The organism is Citrobacter telavivensis (assembly GCF_041807075.1).
GTDB lineage: Bacteria > Pseudomonadota > Gammaproteobacteria > Enterobacterales > Enterobacteriaceae > Citrobacter_A > Citrobacter_A telavivensis.
Genome location: NZ_JBGUBF010000002.1, coordinates 464,096 through 484,803, shown reverse-complemented (window position 1 = coordinate 484,803; position 20,708 = coordinate 464,096). Strand labels below are relative to the sequence as shown.

Genomic DNA, 20,708 nt, shown 5'->3' with positions numbered 1-20,708 from the left:
TTTTTTTTCTTTGAGCCACTTCAAATTATCTGTACAGCCAGCAAATTAAGGTAGCGACACACCTTAATACAGGAAGAGAGATAACGATGCGTGAAGAAAAGGATCTATTAGGAACTTTAATGGTGCCGGATGACGCCTACTACGGTATTCAAACGCAACGGGCGGTACTGAATTTTTCAGTATCGGGACAAACGGCCGGCGATATTCCGCATTTCCTGTGGTCTATCGCCGCGATCAAACAAGCGGCGGCTCAGGCGAACGCGCAAATTGGCGCGTTGGAACCGCGGAAAGCCGCCGTCATCGTGACGGCGTCGCAGGAGGTGATGAACGGAAATTTTGCTGCCCATTTCCCGATTGATGTTTTTCAGGGCGGTGGCGGCACCTCGACCAACATGAACATGAATGAAGTCGTCGCTAACCGCGCGAATGAACTTCTCACCGGCGCACGGGGATATGACGCGATTCACCCGAACACGCACGTCAATATGGGACAGTCAACTAACGACGTCATTCCTGCGGCAATGAAAATGACCAGCCGCATGAATATTAAACATTTGCTCGTGCAACTGGAAAAACTGGAAGCCGTGTTAGCGGACAAAAGCCGTCTGTTTGCCGACAAGGTGAAGTTAGGCCGCACCTGCCTTCAGGATGCGGTGCCAATGACGTTTGGTCAGCAGTTTGGCGCGTATCGCACACAGGTCAGCAGACTCAAAGAAAAGCTGACCGAGGTTAACGAAGAGGCGTTGTGTTTACCCCTGGGGGCGACGGCGATCGGCACGGGGTTATCCACACATGAGGGATATCTTCCGGCCGTTTATCAGTGGCTGGAAACCCTCACAGGCGAAAAATATCGACCAGAAACGGATTTCTTCGATGGTCTGCAACACGGTGATTTTTATATTGAATTCTCCGCACAGCTCAAAAAAATCGCCGCCTTTCTCTCCAAAATGGCAACCGATTTTCGTATTCAGGGTTCAGGACCGCGCGCAGGCTTTAATGAAATTATCGTTCCGGCCGTGCAACCGGGCTCGTCCATCATGCCGGGCAAAATCAACCCGGTGATGCCCGAACTGATGAATCAGATTGCGTATCAGGTGATAGGTAATGACGTCACGGTGACCATGGCCGTTGAGGGTGGCGAGCTTGACCTGAACGTGTGGGAACCTGTACTGCTGAAGGCGCTTTTCGAATCCTGTTCGTTACTGAGTCGAGGGATACCGTTATTCATCGATAAATGCCTGAAAGATATTGCGATCAATGAAGAAGTGAGCGCTCGCTACGCCGAGGAAAGTACGGCGCTGGCCACCGTCGTGGCAACGCTGTTTGGTTATCAGGTGGGATCGCGAATTGCAAAAGCCGCGTATCAACAACAGTGCAGCGTAAAGCAGGTCGTGCTGGCAGAAAAACTGCTGACGCCGGAACAGGCGGACTATTTGCTTGATCCGATGAATATGACCGACCCGCAAAAAAGTACGGCAGCGATTAAACGCTATCAAACAGAAATGAATATGTCGTAATCATCTGTTTTCGAGAAATAAGCGTTAACTGCAGGTAATGAATATTCACTATTCATTACCTCGCCACCTCGTTGCCGATAAATAAAATATAACAAAGAGCAGGTTAAATATATGGTGATATTACATGTCGTTTTATTGCTGGGAACCATCATGCTTGCCGCCCGCTGGGGCGGAATTGGCGTCGGGTTTGCCGGCGGGATCGGATTAGCGATTTCGGTATTTATCTTTGGCGTTCCAGCGGGATCTCCGCCTGTCGACGTGATGCTCATTATTCTGTCGACCATTGTGGCACTTTCGGCCATGCAACAGGCCGGTGGAATGGATTATCTCGTCACCCTGACAGAAAAGTTATTACGTCATCATCCTGGCTATCTTAATATTCTCGCCCCCACCGTGACCTTTATTTTGACGGTACTTTCCGGTACCGGTTATACCGCGATGTCGGTGATGAACGTGATTCAGGAAGTGGCGAAAGATAATGGTATCCGGCCCAGCCAGCCACTGAGCTCTGCGGTTGTGGCGTCACAATTGGGGATTACCGCCTCCCCGATCTCTGCCGCCACGGCTATCATGTACGGCACTGTTGAAGTGATGGGCGTCAGTTTCGGCGATGCAATGCTGGTTATCCTGCCCACCGCGTTATTCGCCATGCTGATCGCGGCGTTTATTGCCAGCAGACAGGGCGCAAAACTGGCCGACGATCCTGTGTGTCAAAAAATCATGCAGGAGAATAAAATTGTACTGAATAAACATACCCACCGCCCGATTCCCGCTGGTGGAAAATCTTCGGTTGCTATATTCCTGGCTGGTGTTGTCTTTGTGGTGTGTATGCTGCTATTTAAATCGCTTATCGGGCATACCATCAACTCCCGCGACTTAATCATTATTACGATGTTTGTCGTGTCCACCATCATTATTTTTACCTGCAAGCTGGACATGAAAGAGCTGAAGAACTCACCGATATTTAAATCAGGTGCGGAATCGCTGGTAGTCGTTTTAGGGATTGTCTGGTTAAGCAGCACGCTTATCGGTGCCCATATTGATGAAATCAAAATGGAAGCCAGTGACATATTGCGCACCTGGCCGGTCTTATTAGCAGCCGTATTTTTCTGTACCAGCGCGATGCTGTTCAGCCAGGGGGCAACCAGCGCATTACTGATGCCTATCGCCGCGTCTATCGGCATTAGCGCAGATGCCATATTAGCCAGTTTTGTCGCAGTCAGCGCACTCTATATCACGAATATTTATCCGACAACCGCGTTTGCGATAGCCACTGATGATACGGGATCGTTTCTCAGTTCACGCTGGAATGGCTCAAGGATCATTAATCATCCCTTCTTCCTGCCGGGATGTTTGTCGATTATTTTCTCGGTACCGTTTGGCTTTTTACTGGCACAGCTAATTTTGTAATGGCAAATACGGAATGCTCTGCCGTTGGCGGCTTTCTCCCTACGGCATCGCAAACGTAGCCGCATTAAATGTGTCCTGATTAACAATCCGCTCAGAACAGGTTGACGTTAACCTGTTCTGATGTGCATTCGCCTGTTAGTTACTGGTATGTCATCGTAAAAGACAGGACGCCATTCGCCGCCCCGGTGGTGATGCGCTCGCCCGTCTGGTAGTAACGCGCCTTAAGCGGTACCGAAAATCCGCCTCCCGTGCCTGATGCCCCAACCGCAACATCTGAGCCCAGCCTCATCGGCTGATTGTCATAAAGCAGTTGGATCCCGACCCCTGTGGCGGCGTTACTCCCACTGGTCGTATTGATAACGCCTTTCGTTGCGTCATAAATATCGCCTTCCATCCTGACGCTGACCGCCGTTCCGGCATTGCAGGTCATCGGCAGACTGAATGACTGGGTATATGTCTCTCCCGGCGTCGTGCCTTTGCCATTAAAGGCGTTTTTATCGACCTCTTTCATATCGACAGGGATTGATGCTGTGGTGAGTTTGCAGGCCGGCGTGGTCACCGTGAACGCATTGATATTGACTGCGGCCTCTGGGGATTGCCAGAGCAGCGAGTTATTCAGCAATACCAACGACCCCACCGTTCTTGCCGATATCGTCCCAGACCCCGTCTCCGTCGCCGTTTTATAAAACGTCACCGTGACTGACCCATTTAATCCGGGGCTTATCATTCCCGTGGTATTTTGACACAGTTGAGCGGTGTTAATATCCCCTCGAATAGTATTCGACCCGGTGACGGTGGCATTCCCTCCGGCACACTTTGCCGTTGTAGCGGAAATAGCATAGCCAATACCGTTAACGTTGGTTTTATAAACGCGTACTCCATTAACCATCGAATCGAAGGTACCAATCGCCTTTACGCCAAACGTTTGATTGGAAATGACCCCTGCCTGTGAATCAAAACAACTGAACGCATTCACTGTCGGGGTCATTATCTGCGTACCAATAACGGCCCCCACCGGCAGATCCCTGGAGATAGTGATATTCTGTGGCGATAATGTTGTTGATGGTGTGACCGTCGAACAATCCCACGCCAGCACGGTACGTGAAAACAGTCCCAGAGCCACCAACAGTAAACTCACAATAATTCGATTCATCTTACTCTCCACTTACCTGCACTCCGCGGTGACGTTATGCGTTTTGTCAGAAACCTGCGCAATCTGATAACTTGCCTGACAACTTTCCCCAGCCCAGTTCACCACCACGGAGCCTTTTTCCGGTGCACCGCTAAACCAAACTCGCTGACGATCGTCAACAATTCCTTCTGGCGTATTGTCGCGATTGTTTATCTTTGCCGTCGCCCCAAACGGAATCGTTTTACCCGTCAATTGCAGCATGATCCGGTAGCCGGTAACGGTCGGGAAGTCAGCCAGCGCCAGCGCACCTTTTGTGGGTATGACCGTGCGCGTGTCATTCAACACATCGGTATTGTTATTCAAAGCGTCGGTATTTAACGTCAGACTGTTCTGCCGATATGGCGAAACGTATGGCACAACGGCAAAACCTTTACTGTCCGTGTAAATGCCGCTGTTATTCGCCACTTTTGCATCTGCCGCGTTCTCGGCCCTCACCAACGCCATCGTCTCGCCAAGAGGCTGAGTCGCAGAGACGCCATACGGATGAACCACCAGCCCCCCCATCGCACCAACCGACACCTGTCGGTTATCGCGAGAGTAGTTATAACCAAGCTGATATTCACCGTGACGCCCCTTATAATTTGCCGACGCACTGCCCGTCACATCTGACCTCTTACTGTTGTATCCCTGCTGGACGTTCCAGCTCAGATTTCTGTCTTCCAGCGCGGAACCTGACAGCCCTACCTGTGAAGTGGCATCGCCTTTTTTATTCGCGTTTGCCGAAATCGTCATCCAGCTATTTGGCAAGAATCGTGAGAACGGAATCTGCATCGTAAAAGAGACGATATGATCATTGTCGTTGTGCCAGGGACCACGGGAATAGCTGTAGTTCAGGCCATAATTAATATTGTTAATACTGGTGTTGTAACCCAGGCTGACGTTACGTTCGCTATCGCCGCCCCAGTAATCCTGGTGCCAGGCCGAAAGGTTGAGATTCCCGAAATCACCGAGCTGCTGGTTCAGCGTCACCTGTGCCTTACTGCGTTTGTTACGCTGATAGCGCCAGTCATTTCCTTCCAGAGCGTTATCACTCGCCATCCGGTATTTATTCACATCGCCATTCGCTTCCTGAAAATCATGAAAACCGGAAGAGGAATACCGATACCCCATCAGACTCAGCGAGGTGCCCGTGGTTGAAAAATCTTTGGCGTACTGCGCACGAAGCGAGATACCGCCTTCCGTTTTGCCTGGCATCTGCGTATGTGCAAAGGTGGTGTCAAAAGAAAACGAACCAAAATCACCCAATCCTTTGCCGATACCGACTGCCGCAGCCTGGTAATCCCCCGACGCCAGCGTGCCGCCGTAGAGCGTGGTGTCCCACGGCAACCCGTAACGCATCGTGGCCTGAAGGAATTCCGGTTCCTTATCCGTGCTGTTTGACGCACGATATTTCCCCGCGGCCAACGCATATTTAAACTGGCCTTCACGCTGCATGATCGGCACAGCCGAAAATGGCTGAATAAACTGATGTACCGAACCATCGGCTTCACGCACAGCCACGGTAAGATCGCCGCTAGCGGCTGTAGGATAGAGATCGTCAATCACAAACGGTCCCGGCGGAACATAAGACTGCCAGATAATATTCCCGCCCTGACGAATGGTGACTTGTGCGTTACTTTGCGCAATACCACGGACCACAGGCGCAAATCCACGTACGCTTTCCGGTAGCATGGTGTCATCCGAATAAATTTGCGCGCCGCGGAAATGAACACTGTCGAATACGCCGGCCTGTGTATAACCATCACCCATACTGAACTGACTTTTCAGCACTTTAATGTCACGCTCCAGTGAAGTGCTGAGGGTGTTCCAGCGACCGTCCCCTTGGTTATTGTTATACGTCGAGTAATTACGCAACCGCCAGGGACCGACGTTAATCCCACTACGCAGGTTCAGATAGCTGTCATTACGCGAATCTCCCTTGCCATGGCTATTGGCAGCAGAGAAGTTGTAATTCAGGAACAACATATTCAGTCCGTCGTCCCACTGTTCCGGTGAGACTGAACCGCGCGGATCGCGCTGCATATATTCTTGCGGTACTGAAATCTCCAGCCGCATCCTGTCAAACTGAAAATTGAGTTGGCTTCCAGGGAGTAACTCACCAATATTATCGATGGTTGCGGAATCCGCCATACTCATCCAGTCAGGCTGTGCATTATGCTTCACACCCCATTTCACGAAATCGGCGTAAGTTAACGATGGCGTCAATTCACTCGCTTTACCCAGAAAGGTGATATCACGAGATTCGATATAATTTCCGTTCAGATAGACATCAACGTGATAAACACCGGGAACCTGTCCGTCAGTTCTGCTGAAACGAGAGATATCAATATCACGTGGGATATTTCCTCGGGTTTCAATAAAGTCTGGTGAAAAATAATCCTCAGCTAACACAGTTGAAGCATGTGTAATCAGATAGACCAGGATTGATAATTTTGTTAACGTTGCAAAACCTGAGACCGCATTGAGATGGAGCATAAGTAATTAACCTACATTTTAACTTTTTGTTCAGTCGTGACGCCTCCAAAATCATTAATCGCACGCCATGATACCTCTCCGCCTGTTATCCCCGACAGTGGTAGCGTTACTGTTTGAAATGGTAATACCATTGGAGGTTTTGTTATCGTTCTGCCGTTCACCTTTACTTCATTAAGCGATACGCTATAAGGCGTTGGATTATTGACAGTCAACTTTCCGCCCTCGCGCGAAAAAATTAACTGCTGGTACGCTAATGACGGATCGCCCTTTAATCCCGCGGGACGATAAAATAGCTTCATTTTACTTTTTACTGCGATCAATAATTCATTTTTCGCATCCGGCGAGGATGAAGGAATCGCTTTAATATTCAACCAGTAAACGCTTTCCCTGTCCGAAGGTAAGTGGTTTTCTGCCAGCATGACGCGAACGGAATTCTGTGAATTTGGGTTTAATTTAAACAAGGGTGGTGTCGTGGTAAATTCGCTTCCACTGTCATCACCATTTTCACTTTTACTCACCCATGACTGGATTAAATACGGTTTATTGTCCGGGTTTTTCACGCTTATTGTGGCCTGACTGGCATTACTATTATAAACAAGACGCGTACCGCCTATTTCAACACCACTGACTGCCGCTGTTGAGACCAATATCATCCCCACAGCAAGCGTTTTATATAATTGCTGAAACATGAGAGTTCCTGATTGATTACTCAGGGCCACTGGTGGCCCTGCTTTTACTGATAAGTCACGGTGAAGGACGTTGACGCGTTTGCCGTCCCCGCGCCGACAGTCCCCGTGGCCATATATTTCGCGAAATAGGTCAACGTATTGTTGACGTCTTCCAACAACGTCACGTTAGCCGAGGAAGAGCCTACCGGGATCAATGTGGCGCTGTCCTGTTCATAGATAGCGACGCCGACATTCGTCGCCGTTTGCCCCGTGGTCAACGCCAGAATCGAAGGATTCGCCGTGTTAGTGGCACCGTCAAACCGAATGCTGGCGCTGCTCACACTCGCCGGGCAGGATTTCAGCACAATATTGAAGCGCTTGGCTGCCGCGGTTGCGCCATTCCCGCCAGAAAATGCCGCCGTTGAGACGGTACCCAACTCAACAGGTTGTGCAATCGCAGAAGGATCAACCACGCACGCCGTTCCCGTAATCGTTCCGGTAAAGTTAATTACGCCATCGGCTGCATTGGCTGCTTGCAGAGTAGAAAGCGATAAAATCGCGGAAATCAGTGCAATTTTTTTCATATATAAATCCAGATAGTTAAGTTAATAAGTAATTAAAAGCATGGATGTTAAAAATAATTATTCCCGCGTTCACCTCCTCTGTATATTATCGCCCCTGACATTAATGCAACAATTTATGCAAGGCCAGATTCATGAGTACACTGTTTGCACATCCTTATTCGCGCGATATTGCGATACAGAGACACTCGATTACCGAGTTGAAGTTTAAATATTAAACTGCGACGATGTGCATAAAACGTCTTCATCGACATGCCCAATAACTTACCAATCTCATTCGCATCCATTCCTTTTTGCATGCAAGCAAGAACCTCATTTTCCCGGAATGAAAGTGTGTATTTCACCCGATAAGCATACCGAGGGTCATTGACAAACAGGCACGAGAGAATTTCGTTTATCCGGCGTTTCTTATCAATAAAGGTAATATCGCTCAAATGGTTCAAAGCATAGTAGTCTAGATCATTAGTGATAAATGCAATGATTTTCCTACCAGGCGACAAATACTCAGTACTCCGTTGAAAACTAGACTCATCAACATCGACTATATAGTAATTTTCATCAATCAACTCTGGCGTTAACAACGCACTTATGCCGACAATAAAAAAATAATCATCAGAAAAAACAGAGTCTGATAATTTCATAAAACTTCCCTTTTCGACACGTCCTGTTTGCTTTTTTAACGTCAGTAAGCCACTTCATGTTTCGCTGTAAAATTTACAGAAAATAATTCAGCATGACATCACAAAAGTCGTGGATTTCGTCAGAAAACATAAAAACGATCGTTTCTACTATCTTTTCATCATCAAAAGAACAACGATCCACATTTAACTATTTTAACCAATACAAAAACCCACACAGAAGAACAAAATAAGAATTAAACACTGACTACATGGATAGGTTTGGTTTAATGATCCGAGCATGTTTGATAGCTGAAACTTGTAATAAACAAAAACATGGATTTTTCTTAGGAAATATACCAGGTTTAATTAACTAATTTTATTCTGTTGGAACAGGGCTTATTTTACCTGGTTAACACTGGAGCAACATCAGCGGTGCCTTATTATTCTGTCAGGCACCGCCTACACGTGTAGGAAGGGGAATTAGGGCGTGAACTTCTCGATTGCGAGCTCCAGTTCGTCCAGCAGCGTCTGGATATGCTCAAGCTCACCAGACAGTGCTGTGGCGGTAATAGCATCCGGGAGTTTATCCTCCAAAGACTGTGCAGCCGTCATCAAGGTCTCAACCCCCAATAGCTGGGCGGTCCCGTTAATGCGATGAATATGATGTTTCACCAGACGATAATCACCAGACTCACTGGCTTTATGAGCCGCGGTTAAATCGCAGCGATTTTCTACCTGCGCATCTTTTAATGCGCGAAGCATCAATGCCCGATTCCCTTGCGCCAGCATCGCCAGTCTTTCGAGATCAAATACGGTGTCGTGGGCGTCACTCACACCGGAGAGCAAATGAGAAAGCTGCGACAGCGTGATCGGTTTGAAAAGACAGGCATTCATACCCGCCGACAAACAACGTTCGCGCTCGTGTTCCTGCGCCGTTGCCGTGAGCCCCCAGATAACAAGCGTCGTATTAAATTTTCTAACCTGGCGGGCAAGCTCAATACCCTCCATAACCGGCATATTGAGATCGGTAATCAACAAGTCGTAATCTCTTTGCTGAAGATAATGTAATGCGGTCTCTCCGTTGTCGGCTTCATCCGCCATGATGCCCAGTGTTGCCAGTTGACGCTTGAGGAGTAATCGGCTGAAAGGAAGGTCATCAGCGATTAATACCCGGAGCGTTCCTTGAAATGCTGGCAGAGGCGAGTCAACGTCCGCAACGGTGGGCGTGATATCAAACGACGTCTGGATTGGCAGGCTCAACGTCACGGTCGTTCCCCGATTGAGCTCACTTTGCAGTTCGATTGTTCCTCCCATTTGCTTCAGTAATGCCCGACTGATTGCTAATCCAAGCCCCGAACCACGATGATGCACTCCCGCTTTTCCCTGGCTAAAAGCGGTGAATAAACGACGCTGTTCTTCTTCGCTCATCCCCGGCCCGGAATCACTCACCGAGATCACCAGCGTTTGCTCATGCTTCTCCGCTGAAATTCGCACATCACCGCGTTCGGTAAATTTCACCGCATTACCGATAATATTGGTCAGAACCTGCCCCAGTAATTGTGGATCCAGTCGCATCGCTTCACGTGCATCTAAACGAGAATCGTAATGCAGCGCGATCCCTTTTTGCGCCGCCAGCGCGCTAAATAGCGCAATGTTGTCTTGTACCAGACCGTCCGGATATTTCCATTGAGGGACAACCTCTAACAAACCCGATTCGATCTTCTCCAGATCGAGGATCTCGCCGATAAGTTTTAATAACGAACGTGAGGCTTGAGCAGCCTGGTCCACTGACGCTTTATCTTCCGGGCTAAACTTCGCAGGAGAAAGTTGCAGTAATTCAAGAAATCCCATAATGGCGCTTACCGGGGTTCGTATCTCATGGCTCATATGAGAAAGAAATTCTCTCTTCTCCTCATTAGCCCTGAGAGCCCTGTTCCGTTCCTCTTTGAGTAAGCGTTGAGAACGTTTTCTGACACGGACTTCCCGCACCAGATAGACTGCCCATAATAAGGTGCTGAGTACCAGTAACGAGGCTAACGTAGCTACCAGATAAAAAGGCCTGTTGTATAACTCCCAGGTATCTATTTTGACATCCGGCAGACGGATCCATTTACTGACTATCTGCAGGACCTCTTTTTGTGGAATATCATCTAACGCTTTATCCAGAATTTGCCGTAGCTCCGGTTCAGAGCGGGGCACCGCAAAACTAATTGCCGCAGGATCTTCTCCTGTAAGCGGTATCCAGGAAAGCTGATCGGGATAGTAATGTTCACTCAGATAACGCGCGGTCAGTTGATTCGAAATGGCGGCATCCACTTTTCCTGTTGCGACCAGATTCAACGCCACGCTGGAATTTTCCACCTCTTCCCACAGAATGCCTGAATATTGCGCCTTCAGTTTGGTCAGTAAAGTGTGATCGGCGCTTATTGCCACATGATTACCGGGTCGCAGCGCATGTTCTTTACTTTCCTCTTTTCTGATCACGGCAACGAATTGTGTGGTGATAAAGGGGTGAGTAAAAGAGAGATAATTTTCCCGGCTGAGATCATAGGTTGCCGCCTGCACAATATGCCAGTTACCTTTCTTCATCTCAGCGATCATCTCTTTATTCGATTTGACGACAACCGTCTCAAACTGAATACCCGTTTGCAGGCCAATCAAGTTAAGGATGTCGCCAACAATACCTCGCGTCTGCTGGCTGCCATCAACCATCGTGTAGGGGGCAAACCAGGGATTGATAATCACACGTAGCGTTTTGTGATTATTCAACCACTGCTTTTCGCGTGGCGTCAGGTTCAGGGGTTCAATCAGGAAGGAGAGATTGCTTTTATCAATCATCGACTGGGCAATTTGCCCATGGATATTTTCATCAATTGCGCTAAGCGTATTGTTCACAATTTCCCGCAACCGTTGCTGTGCGGGTAAAAATAAAAAGTAGCTCTTTCTTTGCGGTGCAGGCCAGTACTTTACCGTTGTCAGCGCAAGACTGAACTCCTGGGAAAGCCAGGTACTGGTCGTGAGTGAATCACCGAAAAACCAGGTATTGCGTCCATTATTAACGGAATTCAGCGCCTCCTGATAGCTGTTATAGTTATTTATCTCGGCATCGGGAAAGGACTGGCGGATAAAATCGTCATCCGGATAGTGGTTAACAATCGCCACACTCGTACGTTGCGCGCTCTGCAACGGCGCCATAACGTTGCCAAGGGAAGTCACTAAATTTGGCCAGGAATGAATCAGTGGCAGAGAAACCTGAATACCTGCTTCACTCCAGGATTGACTCTCCAGCCCGGTTAACACCATATCGACTTCGCCCTTTTTTAGCGCGTCGACAGCGTCCGTTTGCCCCGGAAATACCATCACACTGATTCGTGTATTAAGGGAATGTTGAATCAATGCCAGATAGTCAGCATTCATTCCCCGATAACGTCCCGTCAGCGTTGTCAGAACAAGCGGTGGCTGACCGGGTTCATAAACGCCGACCCGGAGTATTTTTTTCTGTTGCAGCCAGCGTTTGTCATCCTCACTCAGATAAACCGGTACAGGCGTTATATAATTGAATCCTGATAGTTCCAGCTCAACGGGCGGTTTTTGCTGTGCGTAAACGGTGCGTCCACCTACAGATAAAACAATGAACACCACTATCAGCCATTTATTCATCATCATGTCAGCTTATTTTGGTGAGCAAAAGAGAGCAGTTCGATTAATGATTTACAACCGAGTTTTTCCATCAGTCGCGTTTTATAAGTACTGACGGTTTTACCACTAATATGCATCGCCTCACCGATTTGCGAATTGTCCAGACCGTTAAGCACATGTCCCATGACTTTCATCTCTTGTGCTGAGAGGGACTCCAGACGCTGCGAATCGGTAAGGATTTCGGAGGCTTTTTCGTAGAAAAATGGAAAATAGGTATACCCATTCTGCGCGGCATTAATAGCCGCCAGAATGTTATCCATGTTCTGCTTTTTACTGATAAACGCGTTCGCCCCCGCCTGCGCGCAACGTTTGCTGAAGTAACGATCGTTTTTCGCTGAGACGACAATTAACACACCGCAATAGCGTTCCGATCTGAGCCTTTCCACCAGTTCGACGCCATTGATGCCGGGGATCTCAACGTCAATAACGACAATATCCGCTGTCGTTTTTACCAGACTCTTCAACGCAATCGCACCGTCTTCATACTCTCCGAGAACCGTAATGTGATCTTTTTCCAGCACACCGCGAATAGCCATACGCGCCAGAGGATGATCGTCCACAATAATTGCCGTGCGGGAACGCATTCCACTCATAATTCCCCCGAAGACCATGATGCATAAACACGCTATGTCACTAAGAATAGCGTAAACGATACGGCAGATTATCCCCTACATTACCCTTTGTCATGAGGAGTCATTCACTGTTTTCGTCAGTTCCCCGCTCTGTTCAGCTGAATATATTTAAAAATAAGGTATCGGATGCTCACGCATACGCGATCGCGATGACTGCGGCTTTCGCATGCCGGGAAGCATGCCGTTGTATTGACTCTCGTTACAAGAACGGAGGGCGAAATTACCGGCAACATTAAAACCAGACGGAAACAGACGGGGGGTTTCATGCCCACGCTTCCTGCCGCATTATGCAAGAAACGCATAGCGCGAAACATTCTTGCATTTTCCCCATATCCCCATGACTGATAAGGTCATTGAGTTCGGGCCACTTCTGGCCTGTCGCGACAAACACACATCATCAAAAAAATAACGGGGTTCGCTATGGCGCAACAAGGGGAACAGGCGGCGCTGCCGCTTGCAACAGAAAAAGTCGGACTTAAAGGGTATCTGGCATTTTTTCTGACCATCATTTTCTTTTCCGGCGTATTTTCCGGAACGGAAGGTTGGTGGCGTGTTTTTGATTTTACCGTGCTGAACGGTTCATTTGGCCAAATCGCGAATGGGGCTGGACAAACGTCTGTAACCTTCCGGGGGGCGGGTGGTACTGGCGCAAAAGATGGTTTTCTTTTCGCACTGGAGCTCGCGCCATCAGTCATTTTGTCACTGGGCATTATTTCTATCACCGACGGTCTTGGCGGATTGCGTGCGGCTCAACAACTGATGACGCCAATCCTGAAGCCGCTGCTTGGCATTCCGGGCATCTGCTCGCTGGCGCTCATCGCGAACTTACAAAATACCGATGCGGCTGCGGGTATGACAAAAGAACTGGCGCAGGATGGCGAAATCACTGAGCGTGATAAAGTCATTTTTGCGGCATACCAGACCAGCGGTAGCGCGATTATTACCAACTATTTTTCCTCTGGCGTCGCCGTCTTCGCATTTCTGGGAACGTCTGTTATCGTCCCGCTGGCCGTCATTCTGGTGTTTAAATTTGTCGGTGCCAATCTGCTACGTCTGTGGATCAATTTTGAAGAACGCCGTAACCCAACGCAAGGAGCACAAGCATGACCACTCAGGTTCGCAAAAATGTCATGGACATGTTTATCGACGGTGCCCGCCGCGGCTTTACTATTGCCACCACTAACCTGCTGCCAAACGTGGTCATGGCGTTCGTCATTATTCAGGCGCTGAAAATTACCGGTTTACTCGACTGGGTTGGACACATTTGCCAACCGATCATGGCGCTGTGGGGGCTTCCTGGTGAAGCGGCCACCGTGCTGTTAGCGTCGCTAATGAGCATGGGCGGCGCGGTAGGCGTTTCCGCCAGTCTGCTCACGGCGGGGGCATTAAATGGTCACGACGTCACGGTTCTGCTCCCGGCGATATACCTGATGGGTAACCCAGTGCAGAACGTAGGCCGCTGCCTCGGTACCGCCGAAGTGAATGCCAAATATTATCCCCACATCATTGCAGTGTGCGCCATCAACGCATTGCTGTCGATTTGGGTTATGCAACTCATTGTTTAAAAGGGAATTACCATGCCTGATTTATCCTTTGCAGAATTTACGTTGCTGCAGGGCGCACACCTTTACACTCCTGAAGATCAGGGGATTTGCGACGTGTTTCTCGCCAACGGCAAGATTATTGCCGTAGCACGCGATATCTCTCCTCAGATCGTGCCGGATTGTAAGGTTATCAATCTCAAGGGACGGATTCTGTGTCCTGGCTTTATCGATCAGCATGTTCACCTGATTGGCGGCGGCGGCGAGGCCGGCCCCACAACCCGAACGCCAGAAGTCAGGTTGAGCAGACTGACCGAAGCCGGGGTCACGACCGTCATTGGCCTACTCGGCACCGACTCCGTGACTCGTCATCCGGAATCACTGCTGGCAAAAACCCGGGCACTGAATGAAGAAGGGATCACCGCCTGGATGTTAACCGGCGCTTATCATGTCCCTTCACCAACGATCACCGGTTCCGTAGAAAAAGATGTGGCGCTGATCGACCGCGTCATCGGCGTAAAATGCGCCGTCTCTGACCACCGCTCTGCCGCCCCTGGCGATTATCAACTGGCAAACATGGCCGCTGAATCCCGCGTGGGTGGCCTGCTGGGCGGCAAACCGGGGGTCAGCGTGTTCCATATGGGCGACAGCAAAAAGGGGCTCAAACCGCTGTACGACATTCTGGAAAATAGCGATGTGCCGATGAGCAAGCTGCTTCCCACCCACGTTAACCGCAATGAGGCGCTGTTCGAAGAAGCGCTGGCCTTTGCTCTCAAAGGCGGCACCATCGATATCACCAGCGGTATTCCCGATCCGGTCGCACCGGCTGAGGGTGTGGCTCGGGCAGTGAAAGCCGGTATACCGCTTGCCCGGATAACAGTCAGTTCTGATGGTAATGGTAGCCAGCCGTTGTTTGATGATGCCGGAAAACTCACCGGAATTGGCGTGGCGGGCTTCGAGAGTTTGCTTGAGACCGTACAATCGCTAATAAACGATCACGGATTTACCCTGACCGACGCACTGCGTCCGCTGACGACCAGTGTGGCTGCCTTTCTTAACCTTTCCACTAAAGGCGAAATCGCGCCAGGGAAGGATGCCGATCTGCTGGTTATGACACCAGAATTAGGTATTGAGCAGGTTTATGCTCACGGCAAACAAATGGTGGTTGACGGTAAAGCCTGCGTGAAGGGTACCTTCGAGTAAGCTCAATCGGTTGTCAGCCGTGTGAATGCCCGTAAAATGGCGCAGACAGACGGCTGACAGGTGATGATAAATGGATGTGAGTGGTGCAGGTTTGTATAACATTGAAACGAAATGGCTGTATGACTTTCTGACACTGGAAAAGTGCCGAAATTTCTCCCAGGCCGCGATTATCCGTAATGTCTCGCAACCCGCGTTCAGCCGCCGTATTCGCGCACTGGAAAACGCGGTAGGGGTTGAATTGTTCAATCGTCAGGTCTCGCCGCTGCAGCTCTCCGAGCAGGGAAAAATCTTTCACTCTCAGATACGTCATTTGCTACAACAGCTGGAAAGCAACCTGGCTGAGCTGCGTGGCGGCAGCGATTTCATGCTGCGTAAAATCAAGATTGCCGCGGCACACTCCCTCTCTCTGGGGTTGTTACCCGGTATCGTCAGCCAGATGCCAACCCAGTTTACCTGGTCAGTTGAAGCGATCGATGTCGATCAGGCAGTAGATATGTTGCGGGAAGGACAAAGTGATTTCATCTTCTCTTATTATGATGAAAACCTGCTCCAGCCTCCGTTTGCCAATATTCCCCTGTTCGAGTCGCAACTGTTTCCCGTCTGCGCAAGCGATGCGAACGGAAAACCGCGATACACACTCGACCAACCCTCTTTCCCGCTGCTCAACTATAGCCAGAACTCCTACATGGGGCGGCTTATCAACCGAACGTTGACCCGTCATACCGAGCTGAGTTTCAGCACATTTTTTGTCTCTTCGATGAGTGAATTGCTTAAACAGGTTGCGCTGGACGGTTGTGGAATCGCCTGGCTCCCGGAGTACGCGATTCGTCAGGAGATTCGGAGTAAACAGCTCGTCGTGCTGGACCAGGACGCGTTAATTATTCCTATCCAGGCCTATGCTTACCGGATGGATACGCGGATGACTCCCCTGGCGGAACGGTTCTGGAAGGAGTTGCATCACCTGCATACGGTCCCCTGATCGCCATTCACACGCAGGCAACCTGTTGCACAGGCTCATCCACCTGCGTATCCGGCCATGACTCATACCAACGAATAGCGGCGTTAACCAGAGACGCGGTTGAATCAATAAACCGGCGCCCAAATTTGTTCTCATGCCCGGCCACAATTAACGGGATCTCGGTGCAGCCCATAATAATTATCTGCGCCCCGTGGGAAACCAGTCGCTCAATTTGGGGAAACAGCAACCTTTGCGCTGCGGATTTATCGCCGCTTTTCAAGGCGTAAATGGCCTGCATCACCTGCTCCTGACCGGTTTCTTCCGGCTGAACCAAAGAGAGTCCCTGCGCAATCATTTTTTTCTGGTACAACCCCGTCGCCAGCGTGGCATTCGTTGCCAGCAGGCCGACGCGGGTCACGCCGGAAGGAATATCACTCAGCGTGGCATCCAGAATGCTGATCATTTCCGCCTTTGCCACTGCCCGTAAATCATCAAACCAGTAGTGCGCAGTGTTGCAAGGTATGACGATACATTCAGCCCCCGCATCTTCCAGCATGTGCAGATAACGCTCAAGATAGTGCCAGGGAGAGGGACCGCCAGAAAGCAGGCAGGCTGTACGATCGGGAATGTCAGGAATTGAGCTAACGATTAGCGGAATATGCTGCTGATCGCAGCTGGCGCTGCGCAGTTCAACAAATTTTTCCAGCATATCCGCCGTTGCAGCAGGCCCCATGCCGCCCAGAATCCCAATGGTATGTTTCATTACCCGCACCGCTCTTTCTCTGCTATTTCAAATGACACTATCAGCTTGATGCATATGTAAAAAATGCCATTTTCTTAGCCGCTATGCGTAAAAGTTATCGCCTGACAGACGCGAATCTGTTTACACAGACGGCTGACAGCGCCTTCGGCTGTCTGCGAAGGACCGGTTTCTGAGCCTTGCGCCGCTAAACAGTGACTAAACAGCGAACACCCCGTTTCGGTTTTGTAACACCCACCCGCAAATTAGCGATGCCCGCCACAAAATTCACATATCACTGGCGTTGATGAAAGGAAGCATATTGCATTTGCACAGTGAGTCGGATAGCGTCTGTAACGTTACACTAAAACGTTACAGAAAACAGATTCAGCGACTTTTTCGTTAAACCAGCTGGCCGTGTCAGCCTTGCCAGATGGCGTTATCGCGACCTCTACACTGTGAGAAAGGATAATCATGATGAAAACAACACCGTTTCGTTCAGCCAGACGTTTTCTGGCACTCGCTTGCCTCAGTAGCGCCCTGATTGCAGGCAGTGTGCTGAGCGCTTCAGCACAGGCAGCAATCAATTTTCGTGTTTACTCGTCTCTGCCAGGAGATGACTCCTCTGCGCACTATATTTGGTTCAATCGATTCCAGGAAAACCTGAATAAAAACGAGAAGTTAAAAGGACAGATTAAGCTTAATTATTTCGCCAACGCCATGCTGGGAAAAGAAGCCGATGCCACACAGCAGGTCCGTATCGGTGCCATTAACATGATGATTTCAGGCACCTCAATCTGGGCCACGCTGGTCCCTGAAGTCGGTGTTCTGGATCTGGGTTATTTGTTTAAAGACTATGACCAGGTCGGGAAAGCGCTGGACGGCAAAGCCGGCGAACAGCTTTCTAAGTTGATGATGGATAAAGCGAACGTGATGGTGTTGGGTTATGGCTATAACCTCGGCGCGCGCAACGTCTACACCAAGAAGGCGATTGAAAAACCTGAGGATTTAAAGAATCTGAAAATCCGCGTTCTGCCGGTGCCTAACTTTATCGCCACGCTGAATCACATGGGAGCGGTAGCGATTCCAATGCCGGGCGGGGAAGTCTATTCCAGCCTGCAAATGGGCGTGATCGATGGCGTCGAGCATGATGCGCCCACCATCTACGCCAGCAAATATTATGAAATCATCAAGAATGGCACGCTGACCCGCCATAGCTATAACCCACTGATGATTGCCATGAACAAGAAGAGCTTCGAGCAGATCCCGGAATCATTACGTGCCGACGTGCTGGCCGCTGCGAAAGAAGCCACGGAATACGAACGCCAGCAGGCCAGCCAGAAAGAGCTGGAAGCAATTAAAAACCTGGAGGCCAAAGGCGTCACTTTCCGGGAAACCGATCGCGCGTTCTTCGCGCAGGCCGTACAGCCTGTCTGGAAAACCTTCCTTGATAAATACCCGGATCTGAAACCTATGGTGGACGAGATCAGCGCTGCGGCGCCGAGCGACAAGCCATAAGCCGTGCATCGTCGGCCTGCGGAATTTCGCGGGTCGGCGATGTTGCCCAAACAAACCATGAAAGGAGTTCACCATGGCAGATATCTCGATGAAAACAAAGGATGAAAATACTTTGTTGACGCTGTTGGGGCGGCTGAGTCGATTTTTGACAACCTTAACGTCGTGGGCCGGGGCGCTGGTGCTGTTTATCAACGTGCTGGTGGTATTCGCTTCGGTGATCTGGCGTTACGCCCTGCATTCACCGATCCACTGGGCGGAAGAAGTGGCGCGAGCGCTGATGATTGCGCTGGTCTTTTTTGGCGTTGCCACCTCAACGGGCAGAGGCGGACACATTGGTGTCGATCTGTTCTTACGCTTCCTGCCTGAAAGCGTTCGCCCTTACGTTATCCATGCCAGTCGCTGGATCCTGTTTCTGGTCTCCGTCGGGCTGGTGATTTCCAGTTATGACCTGGTACAGGCCGCGCGATTGCAAACCACCGAGACGGGCCTGCCGCAGACCATCTACGTGATCCCGGTGTTAATCGGCTCCGTCGTTATGATGGTGGCCGCGCTGGAACATGCCCTGCATGAACGCGCCAAAGTGGTGTTGCTCAGCGGTGTTGGGATCCTGGTGCTGGCGGCGCTGGGTTATCTGAAACTGTCGCTGATGGCCGATCCTGCCAGCGCAGCGGCGGGCCTGATGCTGATTTGCTTCGTGCTCGGCATTCTGGCCGGCGTGCCTATCGCCTTCACGCTCGGCATGTCCGCAATGGTCTTTTTCATCTGCGACCCTTCCCTGCCCTTTGTCTTTTTCTCTCAGCAGGTGGCGGCGGGCGTTGACCACTTTGTTCTGTTGGCGATTCCGTTCTTCTTGCTCGCCGGTGCGGCGATGGAAATCAACGGCATGTCCACGCGACTGGTCGAACTGATTGTGCGCGGTATGGGACGGTTTCGCGGCGGTCTGAACATGACAACCGTGCTATCGATGGCCTTTTTCTCCGGCATCTCCGGTTCCAAACTGGCGGATGTAGCGGCCGTCGGCGGGGTGTTAATGCCAGCGGTACGCCGTGCGAAGCAGGATAGCGAAGAAGCCGCCGGGGTATTTGCCGCCTCCGCAGTGATGGCGGAGACCATTCCTCCCTGCGTGAACCTGATTGTGATGGGCTTTGTCGCGAATATTTCCATCGGGGCGTTGTTCATCGCCGGCCTGGTGCCTGCGGCCTGCCTGCTGGTGCTGTTAATGGTTGCCGCCAACCGTTTCGGCGGAAAAATTAACGTCAGCGAAGCCTACCCGGTATTACGCCCGAGAACTCAGCTTTACCTGGGTGCCGCTGTTGGCCTGGTCATGATCTTCATGATTGGTCGTGGCGTCATGATGGGGATCGCCACCTCCACAGAAATTTCCGCCTTCGCGGTTATCTACGCCATTGTGGTGGGTCGCCTGGCGTTTGGTGAACTGACGCTGAAAGCCACGGTTAAAATGTTCGTTGATATCGCGGCGATGTCCGGCGTTCTGCTGTTCATCGTGGCCTGTGCAACCAGCCTCTCTTATGCCCTGACCATTCAGATGATCCCGCAGCAGATCGCTGAACTGCTGGTGGGAATTGGTATGGAGCAAGGTGCCTGGCTGTTCCTGATGTTAACCATTGTCATTCTGATCATCTTTGGTGCGGTTCTCGAAGGTGCGCCTGCGCTGATCATCTTCGCCCCTATTCTGGTGCCGATTGCAATTCAGCTTGGCTTTAACCCGCTGCACTTTGGCATTGTGATGATCATGGCGATGGGCTTTGGTCTGTTTTCACCCCCGATCGGCCTGGGTTTGTACACCACCTGCGCGATTTGCGGAGTGGAAATGAAACACGTCATCAGACCTATGGCGAAATATCTGGCGGTGATTTTTGTCGGCATCATTATTGTCGCCATGGCGCCACCGTTAACCACCTGGCTGCCTGGACTGGCCGGCTACTGATAATTAA

The 20,708-nt window shown here is 50.3% G+C and carries 16 protein-coding genes; 8 read left to right on the top strand and 8 right to left on the bottom strand.

The annotated features are described in order from the left end of the window. Window positions 1-86: 86 nt before the first annotated feature. Together ACERJC_RS13355 and ACERJC_RS13350 are read left to right on the top strand one after the other, a co-directional pair. Complete coding sequence (locus ACERJC_RS13355) at window positions 87-1,517, top strand: aspartate ammonia-lyase (RefSeq protein WP_152402260.1); 1,431 nt, start codon at window positions 87-89, stop codon at window positions 1,515-1,517. 111 nt (window positions 1,518-1,628) lie between these two features. Then, entirely contained in the window at window positions 1,629-2,927 is a 1,299-nt protein-coding gene (locus ACERJC_RS13350; RefSeq protein WP_178826972.1) for an anaerobic C4-dicarboxylate transporter, read from the top strand. Window positions 2,928-3,066: 139 nt separating this feature from the next. Here ACERJC_RS13350 and ACERJC_RS13345 read toward each other — a convergent pair whose 3' ends face one another. The 7 genes from ACERJC_RS13345 to evgA form a co-directional block, all read right to left on the bottom strand. Beyond that, window positions 3,067-4,080 (bottom strand): fimbrial protein, encoded by a 1,014-nt coding sequence (locus ACERJC_RS13345; protein WP_373671866.1) that lies wholly within the window; start codon window positions 4,078-4,080, stop codon window positions 3,067-3,069. Between the two features lie 12 nt (window positions 4,081-4,092). Continuing rightward, the gene (locus tag ACERJC_RS13340) at window positions 4,093-6,594 is read right to left on the bottom strand and encodes a fimbria/pilus outer membrane usher protein (protein ID WP_373671865.1); all 2,502 of its coding nucleotides are present in this window, start codon (window positions 6,592-6,594) and stop codon (window positions 4,093-4,095) included. Window positions 6,595-6,605: 11 nt separating this feature from the next. After that, window positions 6,606-7,283, bottom strand: a complete 678-nt coding sequence (locus ACERJC_RS13335) for a fimbrial biogenesis chaperone (protein WP_373671864.1) — start codon at window positions 7,281-7,283, stop codon at window positions 6,606-6,608. 44 nt (window positions 7,284-7,327) lie between these two features. Next, window positions 7,328-7,846 carry a fimbrial protein gene (locus ACERJC_RS13330; protein WP_152402253.1) on the bottom strand — a complete coding sequence of 173 codons (519 nt, stop codon included), beginning with the start codon at window positions 7,844-7,846 and terminating at the stop codon, window positions 7,328-7,330. A gap of 113 nt (window positions 7,847-7,959) precedes the next feature. Continuing rightward, entirely contained in the window at window positions 7,960-8,484 is a 525-nt protein-coding gene (locus ACERJC_RS13325; protein ID WP_152402251.1) for a helix-turn-helix transcriptional regulator, read from the bottom strand. A gap of 459 nt (window positions 8,485-8,943) precedes the next feature. After that, window positions 8,944-12,129 (bottom strand): ATP-binding protein, encoded by a 3,186-nt coding sequence (locus ACERJC_RS13320; RefSeq protein WP_373671863.1) that lies wholly within the window; start codon window positions 12,127-12,129, stop codon window positions 8,944-8,946. Continuing rightward, on the bottom strand, window positions 12,126-12,755 hold the full coding sequence (gene evgA / locus ACERJC_RS13315; protein WP_373671862.1) for an acid-sensing system DNA-binding response regulator EvgA: 630 nt from the start codon (window positions 12,753-12,755) through the stop codon (window positions 12,126-12,128). The genes ACERJC_RS13320 and evgA overlap by 4 nt, the downstream gene beginning before the upstream one ends. Before the next feature lie 459 nt (window positions 12,756-13,214). On the opposite strand from evgA, the gene ACERJC_RS13310 reads away from it, so the two are divergent. The 4 genes from ACERJC_RS13310 to hypT all read left to right on the top strand — a co-directional run bounded on the left by ACERJC_RS13310 (window position 13,215) and on the right by hypT (window position 16,517). Beyond that, entirely contained in the window at window positions 13,215-13,901 is a 687-nt protein-coding gene (locus tag ACERJC_RS13310; RefSeq protein ID WP_152402248.1) for a nucleoside recognition domain-containing protein, read from the top strand. Continuing rightward, complete coding sequence (locus ACERJC_RS13305; protein WP_152402246.1) at window positions 13,898-14,359, top strand: YjiG family protein; 462 nt, start codon at window positions 13,898-13,900, stop codon at window positions 14,357-14,359. Before ACERJC_RS13310 ends, ACERJC_RS13305 begins: the two co-directional genes overlap by 4 nt. 12 nt (window positions 14,360-14,371) lie before the next feature. Further along, window positions 14,372-15,538 (top strand): beta-aspartyl-peptidase, encoded by a 1,167-nt coding sequence (iadA, locus tag ACERJC_RS13300; RefSeq protein WP_371895152.1) that lies wholly within the window; start codon window positions 14,372-14,374, stop codon window positions 15,536-15,538. A 70-nt stretch (window positions 15,539-15,608) separates the two neighbouring features. Continuing rightward, window positions 15,609-16,517 carry a hypochlorite stress DNA-binding transcriptional regulator HypT gene (hypT, locus tag ACERJC_RS13295; RefSeq protein ID WP_152402243.1) on the top strand — a complete coding sequence of 303 codons (909 nt, stop codon included), beginning with the start codon at window positions 15,609-15,611 and terminating at the stop codon, window positions 16,515-16,517. Between the two features lie 7 nt (window positions 16,518-16,524). Here hypT and cuyB read toward each other — a convergent pair whose 3' ends face one another. Beyond that, a complete protein-coding gene (gene cuyB, locus ACERJC_RS13290; RefSeq protein WP_286632241.1) occupies window positions 16,525-17,259 on the bottom strand; it encodes a cysteate racemase in 735 nt (244 codons plus the stop codon). A 450-nt stretch (window positions 17,260-17,709) separates the two neighbouring features. On the opposite strand from cuyB, the gene ACERJC_RS13285 reads away from it, so the two are divergent. Together ACERJC_RS13285 and ACERJC_RS13280 are read left to right on the top strand one after the other, a co-directional pair. Beyond that, a complete protein-coding gene (locus tag ACERJC_RS13285; protein ID WP_178826956.1) occupies window positions 17,710-18,753 on the top strand; it encodes a TRAP transporter substrate-binding protein in 1,044 nt (347 codons plus the stop codon). A gap of 73 nt (window positions 18,754-18,826) precedes the next feature. Further along, window positions 18,827-20,701, top strand: a complete 1,875-nt coding sequence (locus ACERJC_RS13280; protein ID WP_046486785.1) for a TRAP transporter large permease — start codon at window positions 18,827-18,829, stop codon at window positions 20,699-20,701. Window positions 20,702-20,708: the final 7 nt, after the last annotated feature.

Bases quoted from the DNA above. Each gene is read 5' to 3' on its own strand.
- ACERJC_RS13325 (WP_152402251.1), bottom strand. From the start codon at position 8,484: ATGAAATTATCAGACTCTGTTTTTTCTGATGATTATTTTTTTATTGTC.
- ACERJC_RS13355 (WP_152402260.1), top strand. From the start codon at position 87: ATGCGTGAAGAAAAGGATCTATTAGGAACTTTAATGGTGCCGGATGAC.
- ACERJC_RS13320 (WP_373671863.1), bottom strand. From the start codon at position 12,129: ATGATGATGAATAAATGGCTGATAGTGGTGTTCATTGTTTTATCTGTA.
- ACERJC_RS13330 (WP_152402253.1), bottom strand. From the start codon at position 7,846: ATGAAAAAAATTGCACTGATTTCCGCGATTTTATCGCTTTCTACTCTG.
- ACERJC_RS13340 (WP_373671865.1), bottom strand. From the start codon at position 6,594: ATGCTCCATCTCAATGCGGTCTCAGGTTTTGCAACGTTAACAAAATTA.
- ACERJC_RS13280 (WP_046486785.1), top strand. From the start codon at position 18,827: ATGGCAGATATCTCGATGAAAACAAAGGATGAAAATACTTTGTTGACG.
- ACERJC_RS13350 (WP_178826972.1), top strand. From the start codon at position 1,629: ATGGTGATATTACATGTCGTTTTATTGCTGGGAACCATCATGCTTGCC.
- evgA (WP_373671862.1), bottom strand. From the start codon at position 12,755: ATGAGTGGAATGCGTTCCCGCACGGCAATTATTGTGGACGATCATCCT.
- cuyB (WP_286632241.1), bottom strand. From the start codon at position 17,259: ATGAAACATACCATTGGGATTCTGGGCGGCATGGGGCCTGCTGCAACG.
- ACERJC_RS13335 (WP_373671864.1), bottom strand. From the start codon at position 7,283: ATGTTTCAGCAATTATATAAAACGCTTGCTGTGGGGATGATATTGGTC.
- iadA (WP_371895152.1), top strand. From the start codon at position 14,372: ATGCCTGATTTATCCTTTGCAGAATTTACGTTGCTGCAGGGCGCACAC.
- ACERJC_RS13285 (WP_178826956.1), top strand. From the start codon at position 17,710: ATGATGAAAACAACACCGTTTCGTTCAGCCAGACGTTTTCTGGCACTC.
- ACERJC_RS13310 (WP_152402248.1), top strand. From the start codon at position 13,215: ATGGCGCAACAAGGGGAACAGGCGGCGCTGCCGCTTGCAACAGAAAAA.
- ACERJC_RS13345 (WP_373671866.1), bottom strand. From the start codon at position 4,080: ATGAATCGAATTATTGTGAGTTTACTGTTGGTGGCTCTGGGACTGTTT.
- hypT (WP_152402243.1), top strand. From the start codon at position 15,609: ATGGATGTGAGTGGTGCAGGTTTGTATAACATTGAAACGAAATGGCTG.
- ACERJC_RS13305 (WP_152402246.1), top strand. From the start codon at position 13,898: ATGACCACTCAGGTTCGCAAAAATGTCATGGACATGTTTATCGACGGT.